The 13,868-nt window shown below is 68.7% G+C and carries 13 protein-coding genes; 8 read left to right on the top strand and 5 right to left on the bottom strand.

Features of this window, described 5'->3' with window-relative positions; genetic code table 11:
• Window positions 1-19 precede the first annotated feature (19 nt).
• Both SFB74_RS01090 and SFB74_RS01085 read right to left on the bottom strand, forming a co-directional pair.
• Window positions 20-637, bottom strand: a complete 618-nt coding sequence (locus tag SFB74_RS01090) for a TetR/AcrR family transcriptional regulator (protein ID WP_432728827.1) — start codon at window positions 635-637, stop codon at window positions 20-22.
• Window positions 638-734: 97 nt separating this feature from the next.
• Window positions 735-1,472: a GntR family transcriptional regulator gene (locus tag SFB74_RS01085; RefSeq protein ID WP_432728826.1), complete on the bottom strand. Its 738-nt coding sequence runs from the start codon at window positions 1,470-1,472 to the stop codon at window positions 735-737.
• Window positions 1,473-1,734: 262 nt separating this feature from the next.
• Here SFB74_RS01085 and SFB74_RS01080 point away from each other — a divergent pair, with 262 nt between their 5' ends.
• From SFB74_RS01080 to SFB74_RS01045, 8 genes are all read left to right on the top strand, one after another.
• Complete coding sequence (locus SFB74_RS01080) at window positions 1,735-3,072, top strand: Rieske 2Fe-2S domain-containing protein (RefSeq protein WP_432728825.1); 1,338 nt, start codon at window positions 1,735-1,737, stop codon at window positions 3,070-3,072.
• A 9-nt stretch (window positions 3,073-3,081) separates the two neighbouring features.
• The gene (locus SFB74_RS01075; RefSeq protein WP_432728824.1) at window positions 3,082-4,527 is read left to right on the top strand and encodes a glutamine synthetase family protein; all 1,446 of its coding nucleotides are present in this window, start codon (window positions 3,082-3,084) and stop codon (window positions 4,525-4,527) included.
• A 117-nt stretch (window positions 4,528-4,644) separates the two neighbouring features.
• Window positions 4,645-4,968 (top strand): 2Fe-2S iron-sulfur cluster-binding protein, encoded by a 324-nt coding sequence (locus SFB74_RS01070; RefSeq protein WP_126472594.1) that lies wholly within the window; start codon window positions 4,645-4,647, stop codon window positions 4,966-4,968.
• Window positions 4,969-5,066: 98 nt separating this feature from the next.
• Window positions 5,067-6,266 carry an ABC transporter substrate-binding protein gene (locus SFB74_RS01065; protein WP_432728823.1) on the top strand — a complete coding sequence of 400 codons (1,200 nt, stop codon included), beginning with the start codon at window positions 5,067-5,069 and terminating at the stop codon, window positions 6,264-6,266.
• A 51-nt stretch (window positions 6,267-6,317) separates the two neighbouring features.
• Window positions 6,318-7,178, top strand: a complete 861-nt coding sequence (locus SFB74_RS01060) for a branched-chain amino acid ABC transporter permease (RefSeq protein ID WP_432728822.1) — start codon at window positions 6,318-6,320, stop codon at window positions 7,176-7,178.
• Complete coding sequence (locus SFB74_RS01055; protein WP_432728821.1) at window positions 7,175-8,137, top strand: branched-chain amino acid ABC transporter permease; 963 nt, start codon at window positions 7,175-7,177, stop codon at window positions 8,135-8,137. Before SFB74_RS01060 ends, SFB74_RS01055 begins: the two co-directional genes overlap by 4 nt.
• Window positions 8,134-8,919, top strand: a complete 786-nt coding sequence (locus SFB74_RS01050) for an ABC transporter ATP-binding protein (RefSeq protein ID WP_432728820.1) — start codon at window positions 8,134-8,136, stop codon at window positions 8,917-8,919. The genes SFB74_RS01055 and SFB74_RS01050 overlap by 4 nt, the downstream gene beginning before the upstream one ends.
• On the top strand, window positions 8,912-9,616 hold the full coding sequence (locus SFB74_RS01045) for an ABC transporter ATP-binding protein (protein WP_432728819.1): 705 nt from the start codon (window positions 8,912-8,914) through the stop codon (window positions 9,614-9,616). The genes SFB74_RS01050 and SFB74_RS01045 overlap by 8 nt, the downstream gene beginning before the upstream one ends.
• Before the next feature lie 106 nt (window positions 9,617-9,722).
• Here the strand turns inward: SFB74_RS01045 and SFB74_RS01040 are convergent, their stop codons facing one another.
• The 3 genes from SFB74_RS01040 to SFB74_RS01030 all read right to left on the bottom strand — a co-directional run bounded on the left by SFB74_RS01040 (window position 9,723) and on the right by SFB74_RS01030 (window position 13,856).
• Window positions 9,723-10,883, bottom strand: coding sequence for an ABC transporter substrate-binding protein (locus SFB74_RS01040; RefSeq protein ID WP_432728818.1), 1,161 nt, complete (start codon window positions 10,881-10,883; stop codon window positions 9,723-9,725).
• A 94-nt stretch (window positions 10,884-10,977) separates the two neighbouring features.
• Window positions 10,978-12,288: a cytochrome-c peroxidase gene (locus tag SFB74_RS01035; protein ID WP_432732041.1), complete on the bottom strand. Its 1,311-nt coding sequence runs from the start codon at window positions 12,286-12,288 to the stop codon at window positions 10,978-10,980.
• A 2-nt stretch (window positions 12,289-12,290) separates the two neighbouring features.
• Window positions 12,291-13,856 carry a metallophosphoesterase gene (locus SFB74_RS01030; protein ID WP_432728817.1) on the bottom strand — a complete coding sequence of 522 codons (1,566 nt, stop codon included), beginning with the start codon at window positions 13,854-13,856 and terminating at the stop codon, window positions 12,291-12,293.
• Window positions 13,857-13,868: the final 12 nt, after the last annotated feature.

Raw genomic sequence — 13,868 nt, 5'->3', positions numbered from 1 at the left:
GCGGCGAAGCCGTCGCGGATCAGCGCGTAGCCAGTCCGTCGAAGCAGGTGGCCAGCACCAGTTCGACGATCTGCTCGTCGCTCTGCTGCCCGCCGGCCTTCAGGAAACCGAGCACCGGATCGCAGGCGCGCGCGAACAGCGTGTAGAGCACGGCGATCGCCGGCAGCTTCGGGTTGAGCGATCCATCGGCCTGCGCGGCCTGGATCCAGCCGCCGAGCCGGTCGCTGATGGTCACGAGGCGGTCGAGGTAGCCGCGGTTGTTCATCAGCGCGGCGCGCAGGCTGGAGTTCTGGTGCGGCAGCAGGGGCATCTCGCCGGCAAGCTGCACTTCCATCGCCCAGCGCACCACGGCGCGCAGCTTGGCGACAGGCTTGTCGTCGGCCGGCAGCGAGGCCAGGAAATCGAGCGTGCGCTGCATGATGCGCACCATCGCGGCTGCCGCCAGGTCTTCCTTGCTCGGGAAATGCTTGTAGAGACTGGCCTTGGCGATGCCGACGGCGGCGGCGACCTCGTCGACCGTCATCGATTCGAAGCCTTTTTCGGCAAGGAGGCGGTTGGCGGTCTGCACGATGGCCTCTTCGCGGGCCTGCAGCATCTGCTCCTTGAACGAGATCTTGGCGGGGGCGGTGGCGCTCATATGGCCGGAATTCTAGTCACGACCGTCGCCAGGCAGACGCAGTGCGCGCAAAAAGACCGACCAGTCTATTGCAGACCGACCGGTTGCCCGACCCGGCTCAGGCCCCGCCGCGCCCCTTGGACACCAGCTTGATGCCCGGCATCAGTTCGGCCGCCAGCTCGGGCCGCTCCAGCGCGTAGTCGAGGTTCATGCGCGCGATCTCGACGTGCTCCTCGCCCAGCGCCTGCGCCCGCGAGCCCTGCCCGCGCTCGATGGCCTGCACCATCGCATGGTGGGTGCGGTGCGCCTGGCGCATCCACTGCTGGCCCTCTTCCATCGACGACTGCATCGGCAGCATCGCACTCGGGGCGGCGAAGGGCTGGCCGCCGAGCATGTCCATCACGCGCTTGAGCGCGAGGTTGCCGCAGCCTTCGATGATCAGCTTGTGGAAGCGGTCGTTCATCTCGACGTAGGCCGCGTAGTCGTCGAGTTCCATGCTGGGCTTGTTGACGGCGCGGTCGCCGTCTTCCAGGCATTCCTTCAGGTCGCGCAGCAGCTGGCGGGACGCACCGTCCTCGGCCAGCAGGCGCGCGGCGAAGCCTTCGATCACGCCGCGCACGCGGATGGCGTCGGCCACTTCCTGCGAGGTGAAGCGGCGCATCTGGTAGCCGCCGCTGGGCGACTGCTCGATCAGCCCTTCGTGCTCCAGGCTGGCCAGCGCCAGCCGCACCGGGGTGCGCGAAGCCTCGAGCTTCTCGGCCAGCGGGATCTCGGCCAGCCGCTCTCCGGGCCCGAATTCGCCCTTGAGGATCATGTCGCGCAGTTGCACGAGCACGCGGGATTGTTGGGAGTCCATCGGCGAATTCTAGGAGACGACGCCGCCATTGCACGCAGCGTATTTACGCTGGCTCGGTTGTTGCATGCACAACGTCGCAACAAGTGTCAAAAACTGACGATACGCTCAGCATTTACCCTGATTTCTCCCGTTCCAAGCCCCAGATTGGGGCAAAACCGGAGATGAAAGTTTGACCCGGATCGAGGTTCACCAAGAGAATGCATACAGTTGCATGCAATAGCTGCAAGCCTCTTTCCACAGTCCCCACGATGGAGCCCGCACGATGATCAGCGCAGAGCAGAACGATTTCATCACCCGCGTCGGACCCGGCGCCCCCGCCGGCAAGCTGCTGCGCCGCTACTGGCAGCCGGTGGCCCTGGTCGACGAGCTGGCCGGCCCGCGCCCGGTCAAGCCCGTGAAGCTCATGGGGCAGGACTTCGTCCTGTTCCGCGACGAGAGCGGCCAGCTCGGCATGCTCGACCGCGACTGCCCGCACCGCGGCGCCGACCTCGCCTTCGGCCGACTCGAAAACGGCGGCCTGCGCTGCGCCTTCCACGGCTGGCTGTTCGACGCCAAGGGCAACTGCCTCGAGACCCCCGCCGAGCCCGCCACCAGCAAGCTGTGCAGCCGCATCAAGCAGTCGGCCTATCCGGTGGTCGAAAAGAGCGGCGTGGTCTTCGCCTACATCGGCGAGGGCGAGCCCCCCGCCTTCCCCGAGTTCGACTGCTTCGTCGCGCCCGACAGCCACACCTTCGCCTTCAAGGGCCTGTTCGAGTGCAACTGGCTGCAGGCGCTCGAAGTGGGCATCGACCCGGCGCACGCCTCGTACCTGCACCGCTTCTTCGAGGACGAGGACACCTCCGAAAGCTACGGCAAGCAGTTCCGCGGCGCCTCGGCCGACTCCGACATGCCCATCACCAAGGTGCTGCGCGAGTACGACCGGCCCGACATCAGCGTCGAGCCCACCGACTACGGCTTCCGCCTGAAGGCGCTGCGCAAGCTCTCGGAAGACACCACCCACGTGCGCGTGACCAACGTGGTGTTCCCGCAGGCCTTCGTGATTCCGATGAGCGCCGAGATGACCATCTCGCAGTGGCACGTGCCGGTGGACGACACGCACTGCTACTGGTACGCCATCTTCACCAGCTTCACCGGCCCGGTCGACAAGCAGCAGATGCGCGAGCAGCGCCTGAAGCTCTACGAACTGCCCGACTACACGTCGCGCAAGAACAAGCGCAACAACTACGGCTACAGCGTCGAGGAGCAGCTCACCGAGACCTACACCGGCATGGGCGACGACATCAACGTGCACGACCAGTGGGCGGTGGAGTCGCAGGGCGCCATTCAAGACCGCACGCGCGAGCACCTGGGCAGCACCGACAAGGGGATCATTGCCTACCGCCGCGTGCTGGTGAAGGCCATCGAGGCCACGCTGGCCGGCGAAGGCGCGCCGATGATCATCGACGCCGCGCAGGCCAGCGCCATGACCGGCCCGCCCTCCATCGACGGCATCGGCCGCAACGTCGCCGACGAAGCCTCCACCGAGGCCTACTGGCAGGACGCCGACCGCGCGCGGCGCCTGAAGTCGGACTGGGCTTCCGCACGCCTGGCCGCTGCCTGAGCACACGTCATGACGAGCCACACATTCGTCGACCGCTTCGGCCTCTGGAGCGAAGACCAGCACGCGCAGGCCAGGGAACTGGTGCGCCGCATCGACGGCGGCGAGGTCGATCTCGTCCGCTTCGCCTGGCCCGACCAGCACGGCATCCTGCGCGGCAAGACGCTGGTCGCCGCCGAGGCGCGCTCGGCCCTCTGGGAAGGCGTGAACCTCACCTCCACCCTGCTGGCCAAGGACACCTCGCACAAGACCGTGTTCCCGGTGTTCACCCAGGGCGGTGGCTTCGCCGTCGAGGGCCTGCAGGGCGGCGCCGACTTCACCATCGTGGCCGCCCCCTCCACCTTCAAGGTCCTGCCGTGGTCGCCGCGCACAGGCTGGGTGATGTGCGACGCCTACATGGCCGACGGCAAGCCCTGCCCATTCGCCACGCGCCAGATCCTGCAGCGCGCGGTGCACCAGCTCGACGAGCTGGGGCTGGACTTCATCGCCGGCCTCGAGGTCGAGTTCCACGTTTTCAAGCTCGACGACGCGCGCATGGGCCTGGCCGACTCGGGCCAGCCCGGCGAGCCGCCGCGCGTGTCGCTGCTCTCGCACGGCCACCAGTACCTCACCGAGCTGCGCTACGACCGCGTCGACGGGCTGATGGAGCTGCTGCGCTCGCAGCTCATGGCGCTCGGCCTGCCGCTGCGCTCGCTGGAAATCGAATTCGGCCCCAGCCAGTTCGAGCTGACCTTCGGCCCCACCGCCGGCGTCATGCCCGCCGACACCATGGTGCTGCTGCGCAGCGCCATCAAGCAGGTCTGCCAGCGCAACGGGCTGCACGCCACCTTCATGTGCCGGCCGAAGATCCCGAACGTGATGTCCAGCGGCTGGCACCTGCACCAGTCGCTGCGCCGCAAGAGCGACGGCGTCAACGCCTTCATGCCCGAGGCCGAGGGGCAGCCCCTCAGCGAGCTCGGCATGCACTACCTCGGCGGCCTCAAGGCGCACGCCTGCGGCGCCGCCGCGCTGGCGAGCCCCACCATCAACGGCTACCGGCGCTACCGCCCCTTCTCGCTCGCGCCCGACCGCGCGATCTGGGCCAAGGACAACCGCGGCGCGATGCTGCGCGTGCTCGGCGGCCCGGGCCAGTCCGCCACGCGCATCGAGAACCGCGTGGGCGAGCCGACGGCCAATCCGTACCTGTACCTGGCGTCGCAGCTCTTCTCGGGCCTCGACGGCATCCGCAACAGGATCGACCCAGGCCCCTCGGCCGACGCGCCGTACGAGACGCCGGCGGAGCAACTGCCCCGTTCGTTGAGCGACGCCCTCGCCTGCCTGCGCCGCGACGAGATGCTCAACGCGCAGATGGGCAAGACCTTCGTCGACTACCTCTGCCACATCAAGGAAGCGGAAATCGCCCGCTTCAACCTCGAAGTCAGCGAGTGGGAACACCGCGAGTACTTCGACATGTTCTAGAGCCATGAGCCCCCCGGCTTTTCACTCCGCTTCGCTGCGTGTAACTCCACCCCCCAAGGGGGAGGCGCGGCCCGCCTTGGGGCGGCCCGGCGGCGGCCGCCATTTCCATTGAAACCCATGCCCACGATCCACTACATCCTCAAGGACGGCACCACGCGCGAGGTCGACGCTAAGGTCGGCGCCAGCGTGATGGAGACCGCCATCCGCGGCAACGTGCGCGGCATCGACGCCGAGTGCGGCGGCTGCTGTTCCTGCGCCACCTGCCACGTCTACGTGGACGACGCCTTCATCGACCTGCTGCCGCCGCCCGACGACATGGAGAGCGCACTGCTCGATGCCGTGGCGTCCGAGCGCAGGCCCGGCTCGCGCCTGAGCTGCCAGCTCAGCATCACCGCGGCCTTCGATGGCCTCACGGTGCGCGTGCCCGATACGCAGGTTTGACGCCTGCCTCGGGCATCATCGCCCGCCTTGTTTGCACCCGGTTACACAACAGCGGCGCCCGAGCGGGCGCATCCACTCCACCTGAAAGGCTCTTTTCCATGACGATGACCAAGAGAACTCTCCTCTCGACCCTGCTGCTGGCCGGCCTCGGCATCGCGGGCGCCCCGGCGCATGCCGCCGGCGAGCCGCTGCGCATCGGCCTCATCGCCACCTACTCGGGCCCCTACGCCGACTACGGCCGCCAGTTCGACGCCGGCATCGCGCTCTACCTGAAGGAGCACGGCGGCAAGGTGGGCGGCCGCACGGTCGAGATCATCAAGAAGGACACCGCCGGCCCCGCGCCAGACGCCGCCAAGCGCATCGCGCAGGAACTCATCGTGCGCGACAAGGTGAGCGTGCTCACCGGCCTGGACTTCAGCCCCAACGCGTATGCCGTGGGCGCCATCGCTACGCAGGCGAAGATCCCGACCATCGTGATGAACGCGGCGTCGTCGGCCATCACCACCAGCTCGCCCTACGTGGCGCGCCTGTCGTTCACCGTGCAGCAGGTCACCGACCCGATGGCGCGCTACATGCTCAAGGAAGGCATCAAGGACGCCTACACCGTGGTCGCCGACTACGCCTCGGGCGTCGATGCGGAAACGGCCTTCAAGAAGACCTTCACCGCCGGCGGCGGCAAGGTCTCGGGCGAGGTGCGCACGCCGATGAACAACCCCGACTTCTCGGCCTACGTGCAGCGCATCAAGGACGCCAAGCCCCAGGCCGTGTTCTTCTTCTTCCCCTCGGGCGTGATGCCGCCGGCCTTCCTCAAGGTGTGGAAGGAGCGCGGCATGGAGCAGGCGGGCATCAAGCTCTACGCCACCGGCGAGGCCACCGACGACAGCTACCTCGACGCCACCGGCGACGTGGCGCTGGGCCTGGTCACCAGCCATCACTACTCCTTCGCGCATCCCTCGCCGAAGAACCAGAAGTTCGTGAAGGACTTCGCCGCCGACAACGGCACCAAGCTGCGCCCGAGCTACTTCGCCGTGACCGCCTACGACGCCATGGCCGCCATCGACCTCGCGCTGGCCAAGACCAAGGGCGACACCGCCGGCGACAAGTTCATGGACGCGCTCAAGGGCCTGAGCTTCGAGAGCCCGCGCGGCCCCGTGGAGATCGACCCGGCCACTCGCGACATCGTGCAGACCGTCTACATCCGCAAGACCGAGCGCGTGAACGGCCAGCTGGTGAACGTCGAGTTCGACAAGTTCGAGCGCGTGAAGGACCCGGCCAAGGAAGGCGCGGCCGCCAAGTAGGCGCGCCCTCGTATCCATCGTTCAGCCAGCGAGTCAGCAAGCGGGAAATTCATGGGCATCGTGATCTTCGACGGAGTGGCCTACGGCATGCTCCTCTTCCTCATCGGCGTGGGCCTGTCCATCACGATGGGGCTCATGAATTTCGTCAACCTCGCGCACGGCAGCTTCGCGATGGTGGGCGGCTACGCCGCGAGCGTGCTCATGAGCCACTTCGGGCTGGGCTTCGGGCTCTCGCTGGCGGCCGCCTTCGTGGCGGCTGCGGTCACGGGCGCGGTGCTGGAGTTTCTGTTCTACCGGCGCCTCTACCGCGCGCATCCGCTCGACCAGGTGCTGCTGTCTATCGGCGTGGTGTTCGTGTCCATCGCCGCCTTCACCTACTTCTTCGGCCCGACGATGCAGCCCTTCACGCTGCCGCCGGCGCTCGACGGGCAGGTTTCGCTGGCCGGACTGGAAGTGGGCCGCTACCGCCTGTTCCTGATCGTCTGCGGCGTGCTCGTGCTGGCCGCGCTGCTGCTGGGCCTGGGCAAGACGCGCTACGGCGCGATGGTGCGCGCGGCGGTGGACAACCAGCGCGTGGCCGGCGGCACCGGCATCCATGTGCAGCGTCTCTTCTTCCTGACCTTCTCGCTGGGCTGCGGCCTCGCGGGGCTCGGCGGCGCGCTGAGCCTCGGCATGCTGGGGCTGGAGCCCTCGTTCCCGCTCAAGTACCTCGTCTACTTTTTGATGGTGGTCTGCGTGGGCGGCGCGGGCACCGTCACCGGGCCCTTCATTGCGGCGCTGCTGGTCGGCATCGTCGACGTGGCGGGCAAGTACTACCTGCCGGAGACCGGCGCATTTCTCATCTACGTCTTCATGATCGTCATGCTGCTCGTGCGGCCGAACGGCATCGTCGCGAAGAAGGGGCTCGCATGAAAGCCCTGAACCTCTCTCCCGCGCAGATGCGCATCGCCGAAGCCGCCTTCTGGCTCGCGCTCGCGTCGAGCTTCTTCCTGCTGCCCGACAAGCTCACGCTGATGAGCCAGGTCATGATCTTCGGCCTGTTCGCCGTGTCGCTCGACATGGCGCTGGGCTACGCGGGCATCCTGACCGTGGGCCACGCGGCCTTCTTCGGCGCGGGCGCCTATGCGGCCGGCCTGCTCGCGAAATACGGTTGGAGCGAACCCTTCAGCGGCCTCGTGTTCGCGCTGGCGGTGTGCGGCGCGCTGGGCTACGTGCTGAGCTACCTCGTGGTGCGCGGCGCCGACCTCACGCGGCTGATGATCACCATCGGCGTGTGCGTGCTGCTGTACGAGCTGGCCAACCGGCTCTCGGGCATCACCGGCGGCACAGACGGGCTGCAGGGCGTGGCCATCGCGCCGGTGCTCGGCCTCTTCGAATTCGACCTCTACGGCAAGACCGCCTTCGGCTATGCCTTCGGCGTGGTGCTCGCGATGTTCCTGCTCGTGCGGCTGGTGCTGCGCTCGCCCTTCGGGCTGGCGCTGCGCGGCATCCACGACAGCCGCAAGCGCATGACGGCCATCGGCTCGCCGGTGGAGGCGCGGCTGCGCATGGCCTATGCCTTCTCGGCGGCGGTGGCTGGGGTAGCCGGAGCATTGCTGGCGCAGACCACGCAGTTCGTCGGCATCGAGTCGATCAGCTTCAACCGCTCGGCCGAGGTGCTCATCATCCTGGTGCTCGGAGGCACGGGGCGGCTGTACGGCGGGATGATCGGCGCCATCGTCTACATGCTGGTGCACGACTGGTTCGCGGACATGAACCCGCAGTACTGGATGTTCTGGCTCGGCATCTTCCTGATCGCGGCCGTCATGCTGGGACGCGGCGGCATCATGGGCGCGCTCTCGCGCTTCGTCCGCACGGGGAAGGCGCGATGACGAACACCACGCACTCCCTGCGCACGCAGGGCCTCGGCGTGCGCTTCGGCGCCTTCCAGGCCGTGGGCGACGTCAACCTCTCGCTCGAACCCGGCGCGCGGCAGGCGCTGATCGGGCCCAACGGCGCGGGCAAGACCACGCTCATCAACCTGCTGACCGGCGTGCTCAAGCCCACCAGCGGCAGCATCCACATGGGCGGGCTCGACATCACCCGCCTGCCGGGCGACAAGCGCGCCCGCATGGGGCTGGCGCGCACCTTCCAGATCAACACGCTCTTCCCCAGCCTCACGCCGCTGCTGTCGGTGGTGCTGGCGATCAGCGAGCGCGAAGGGCTGGGCGCCACCTGGTGGCGGCCGCTGAAGGGCTGCACGGCAGTGTTCGACGAGGCGCACGCCCTGCTGGGCACGCTGAAGCTCGACAGCCTCGCCGACGTGCCCGTGGCCGAGCTGGCCTACGGCAAGCAGCGGCTGCTCGAGATCGCGCTCGCGCTCGCGGCCAGGCCCCGCATCCTGCTGCTCGACGAACCCGCCGCCGGCGTGCCGGAGGACGAGAGCGGCGAGCTGTTCGAGGCCATCGCGGCACTGCCGCAGGACATCAGCGTGCTCTTCATCGAGCACGACATGAAGCTGGTCTTCCGCTTCGCGCGCCGCATCTCGGTGCTGGTGGGCGGACGCATCCTCACCGAGGGCACGCCTTCGGAAATCGGCGCCGACCCGCGCGTGCGCGAGGTCTACCTGGGCAGTTCGCACCTCCATCACCACCCACACGACCAACATGCCTGAAGCACTCGCCTTCGACAACGTCACCGCCGGCTATGGCAACGCCGTGGTGCTCGACCGGCTGGCTTTCTCCCTGCAGCAGGGCGAAAGCCTCGCCATCCTCGGGCGCAACGGCGTGGGCAAGACCACGCTGCTCGAGACGCTGATGGGCAACACCCGCGTGATGCAGGGCGCGATCCGCTGGCAGGGCACGGACATCGTGCGCTGGCCCTCGCACCAGCGCGTGCGCGCGGGGCTGGGCTGGGTGCCGCAGGAGCGCGAGGTGTTCCCCTCGCTCACCGTCGAGGAGAACCTCACGGTGATCTCGCGCCTGGGCGGCTGGAACCTCAAGCGCGTCTACGACTTCTTCCCGCGCCTGCGCGAGCGGCGCGGCAACTACGGCAACCAGCTCTCGGGCGGCGAACAGCAGATGCTCGCCATCGGCCGCGCGCTCATGACCAACCCGAAACTGCTGCTGCTCGACGAGCCGATGGAAGGCCTCGCGCCGATCATCGTGGAAGAGCTGGCGGCGGCGATCCGCCGGCTGTGCGAATCGGAGGGGCTCGCCTCGATCGTGGTCGAGCAGCATCCGGTGCTCGCGCTGGAGATGACGCACAAGGCCATCGTGCTGGAGCGCGGCACGGTGGTGCACGCGGGGCCGAGCGCGGCGCTGGCGGCCGACCAGGAATTGCTGGAAGGCTTGCTGGGCGTCGGGGTCTGATTGCAGGACTCCGCGGAACCGGCTTTGCCGGGCCGCAGGTGTCGCCCCCGGCGAGGGGGTTGGCGAAGCGACACGAAGTGCGCGAAGCCTGGGGGGAGTACCTGGCCTAGCTGAGCATCTGCCCGCGGCTGCCGATCACGGCCACGTCCACGAACTGGCCGCCTTCGCGGTTGGTGCGCCCGTAGTTGATCTTCACGCCACCCAGGTCGAAGTTCTCGATGCTCGCGAGCCCCGACATCACCGAGGCGCGCGTGAGCGAGCCGCCGGCGCGGCGCATGCCTTCGGCCAGCACGGCGGCGTTCAGGTAGCCCTCCAGGCTGGTGAGCGAGAAGTCCTTGACGCCGTTGGCCACCATGTCGGTCTGGTAGCGGCGCACGATCTCGAACTTGGTCGAGTACGGCGAGGGCACCACGATCACGAAGCCCAGGCCCTTGGCCAGGTCGCCCATGGCCGACAGCGCGCTGGCCGTGATCGACAGGCCGTAGGCCGAGCTGCTGTTGCCGGCCTCGCGCAGCGCCTTCAGGAACACCGGCGCCGTGCCGGCCAGCCCGACCACCACCACCTGCGGCTTGGCCTTGGCGATGGCGGCGGCCGCGGGGCCGACTTCCATGCTGGTGGTGTTGGGCGTGGTCGCGATGACCGCCGGCTCGAGCTTGGCCTTGGCCAGCGCGTTCTTGAAGGCCGCCAGCACGGACTGGCCCAGCGGGTCTTCCGAATGCACGAGGCCGATGCGGCTCTGGCCCAGCACGGCGGCGGTGCTCACCAGCTTCTCGACTTCCTGGTCGTAGTTGGCGCGCACCCAGAAGGTGTTGGGCGAATTCTTCTTGCGCAGCGAGATCGTGCCGGTGATGGGGCCCACCACGGCCATGCCGGGCACCGCGTCCATCACCTCGGCGGTCTGGCGCGTGCCCAGCGGGTGCACCAGCGCGAGCACGGAACTGTCCTTCTCGAAGGCCAGCGCGTTGGCCTTGGCCACGTCGGGCTTGAAGGTGTCGTCGGCCATCACGAGCTCGACCTTGGTGCCGTTGATGCCGCCCGCCTTGTTCAGCGCATTGAAGAAGGCGCTCGAGCCCTGGTGGAGGCCCTGCCCGTTCGCCTTCTCGACGCTGCTGTTGTCGAAGGTCGTTCCCACGCGCACCGGCCGGTTCTGCGCCAGTGCCGGAAAGCCGAGGCCGGCGGCTGCGGTGGCGGCGGCCAGCCCGGTCAGCGCACGCCGACGGCTGTTGGAAAGCGGCGCAATCGACTCGCGCGGCACGGGAACGGTCATGTCGAAGTCTCCAGAAGAAAGGCGTCTGTGACAAAAGTTCACACTCTTGGAAGAAATGTAACGCACCTTCCCGCGCCGGAGATGACCCGGACGCCTACTTCGTCGCGGGCTTCGGCATGGCCGCCACATAGCGCGCGTCGGTCAGGGTGCCGAGGAAGGCACTGATCTCGTCGATCTCCTCGTCGGTCAACGCCGGCGTTGTGCCGGGGCGACGGTTCATCGGCGTGGAATTGACGTTGATGTTGCCCCGATAGGCCGCCGGCACGTCGTCGAAGGTGGGCTTGCCGTGGTACCACTTCGCCGGGTCGGTCGAGCGCGTGGCATAGAACGCGACCGCGTCGCGCAGCGTGGTGAACACGCCGTTGTGCATGAAGCTCTGGCGCACCGCCACGTTGCGCAGCCCCGGCGTACGGAAGTAGCCGCACCACTGGTTGGGCTCGGGCCAGCGCAGCTGCGCGGCCGTGCGGCACAGGCCGTTGTCGAAGCGGCGCGGATCGCGGTTGGCGGGCAGCGAGAGGTTGCGCGGCACGGCGATGGCGTCGTAGCCGAAGTCGGTGAACAGCGATCGCTCGGGCCGGCTCGCCGTGTCGGACAGCGTGTGGCACGACATGCAGTTGCCCTTGTCGGGGTTCTTGAACAGCGCGAGGCCGCGCATTTCCTGCGGGCTCAGCGGCGTGCGGTGGCGCAGGTAGTCGTCGAAGCGCGAAGTGAAAGGCGCCATCTCGTCGCTCTGCAGGTAGGCCTGCAGCGCCTGGCCGATGCCCTTCACCGCCTGCTCGGGGTCGCGCAGCACGCGTGGCCCGAAGGCCAGTGACATCGCGGGCGCCAGGTCGGTGCCGCGCAGCTTGCGCAGCAGGCTCTGCGGCGAGGCGTTGTTCATCTCGTCGCGGTCGAACAGCGGGCCGCGCGCCTGCTCGGCCAGCGTGTCGGCGCGGCCGTCGGCGAAGAGGCCGCCGAAGGGCGAGGCGAAAGGCGCGTCGTCGTCCTGATAGAAGTGCCGGCGCGGCACATAGCGCACGTACAGCAGCGACGGCGCGGTGCGCGCGCTGAAGCGCCCCGGGCGGCTGCCCTGCGGGGTGCGGGGACCGGCCAGCGAGGGCGCGTTCAGCGTAGAGGTGAACGCGCGCAGCGGATCGTGGCAGCTCGCGCACGAGGTGCCCTGCGGCTGCGACAGCCGCGTGTCGAAGAAGATGCGCTTGCCCAGTTCCGCCAGCGCGGGGTCGGGCTTGAAGGTGGCCGCGGTGGGATCGACACGCGCGGAGATCTTCGGCGTGGCGCCGATGCGATCGATCACCACGCTCTGCGGGCCACCGGGGTTGATCTCCGTCGTGGTCGCCGCAAGAGCGACGGCGGCCGTGCCCGGCCAGGCCAGGCATGCGGCCACCACCGCCAGCGCTGCGCGCATCGTCACGGCGTGAGCATGCCCGTCTTGTCGCAAGCCAGCGTGCGGCCGGTCTGCTGGCAGGTGGCGAGCAGCTTGCCGGCCACGGTGTAGGCCTTGAAGGTCCAGCCCACGCCCGGCGAGGCCTTGCGCTCCATCAGCATGAAGCCGAAGGTGTTGTGGTGCGTGATGCGGTCGACCGTCACGTCCGGCGCGGGCGAGGTGCCGGCGGCCAGCGGGTCGGGCAGCGCCACGTCGAGATTGTCGCCGCCGTTGCCCGACACCACGGTGGCGGGATGGTCGGTGGCGAAGTTCAGCGCCTGGAAGTCGTGCACGTGGCCGTGCAGCGCGATGTGCACGCCACTCGGGTAGTAGGCCTTGGGGTTGAGGTTGCCCATCACCGACTGCAGCGCGAGGTTGCCCGAGGCCGGGGTCGAGCCCGCGATCGGCGCGAAGGCCAGGATCGGGTGGTGGTTGGTGAACATCGTGGTCGTGATGCCGGCCTTGGCGGCCAGCGTCGCGACGGTCTGGAACTGCTTCTGGTAAGCGATGAACTGCGGGTCGTCCGTCTTCAGCGCCGCCTTGCCGGCCTTGGCCGAGTCGAACACGACGATCTGCGAACCGGTGCCCAGCTGCACCGCATACGGCTCCGAATAGTTGCCGGTGCTGTCGTTGGCCGGGTCGTTGCACGAACGCTTGTCGGAGTACGGGCGCGGATCGAGGAAGCGCATCCAGCCCTGGCCGCCGCGGGCGCATTCCTCGTGGTTGCCGCGCACCAGGATCCACGGTGCCTTGGCCAGCAGCGGCGCGGCAGGCTTGAAGAAATCGGCCTGCCAGGTGTCCCAGCCGTAGCCCCAGGGACTGCCCTTGCAGCCGGCGATGTCGTCGGGGCAGACGTTCTCGCGGTAGTGGTAGTCGCCGATGTGCAGCACCAGGTCGGGGTTGAAGCCCGCGCCGGTGGCCGCGAGCGGCGCGAACGGCCACACGGTGCTGTCGTTGCAGGGCTGGTAGGCGTTGTCGGCTTTCTTCAGGCGGCAGCCGGTGTCGGCCAGCACGAGAACGCGCTGCGGCTCGGCCTTGGGCAACGGCAGCGTGCGGCTGCCGATGGCGGCCTGCTTCGCGTCGGCCGCCAGCGTGGTCTCGCAGGACGACACGGGAAACGCGGAGGGCTTCGAGTCGGCCGGATCGCTGGCCGTGGTTCGCTGCGCCATGGTGCCGGCGCCGGCGCGCAAGGTCATGCGCGTCGTCTTGCCGTCCACCGTGATCTGCGGGCACGTGGCATTGGCATCGGCCGTGATGGCGGAGGCCGGCGCCGTGTAGCTGGTGATGGCGCGCGCGATGGCGGCGTTGTTGTCGCCGATCTCCACCCAGGTGGCCTGCAGGTTGGCGTCTGCCGAGGCTGCGTCGGGCTGCGGGGCGGGCGCTGGTGCCGGGGCGGGTGCGGGAGCCGCGGGCGGCCCCAGGACGATCGACTGGCCGTTGCCGCCGCCATTGCAGCCCTGCAGCAGGATGGCGGTGCAGGCCAGGCTGGCCAGCCAGCGCAGGTCGGGCGTGGCGCGCGGCGCGGGGGCTGCGGTAGGTGTGGTGCGCATCTGGGAATCCCT

The organism is Variovorax xiamenensis, assembly GCF_050916385.1.
Taxonomy (GTDB): Bacteria; Pseudomonadota; Gammaproteobacteria; order Burkholderiales; family Burkholderiaceae_C; genus Variovorax.
Note: the sequence above shows the minus strand (reverse complement) of the source record. Positions and strands in the feature narration are given on the sequence as shown.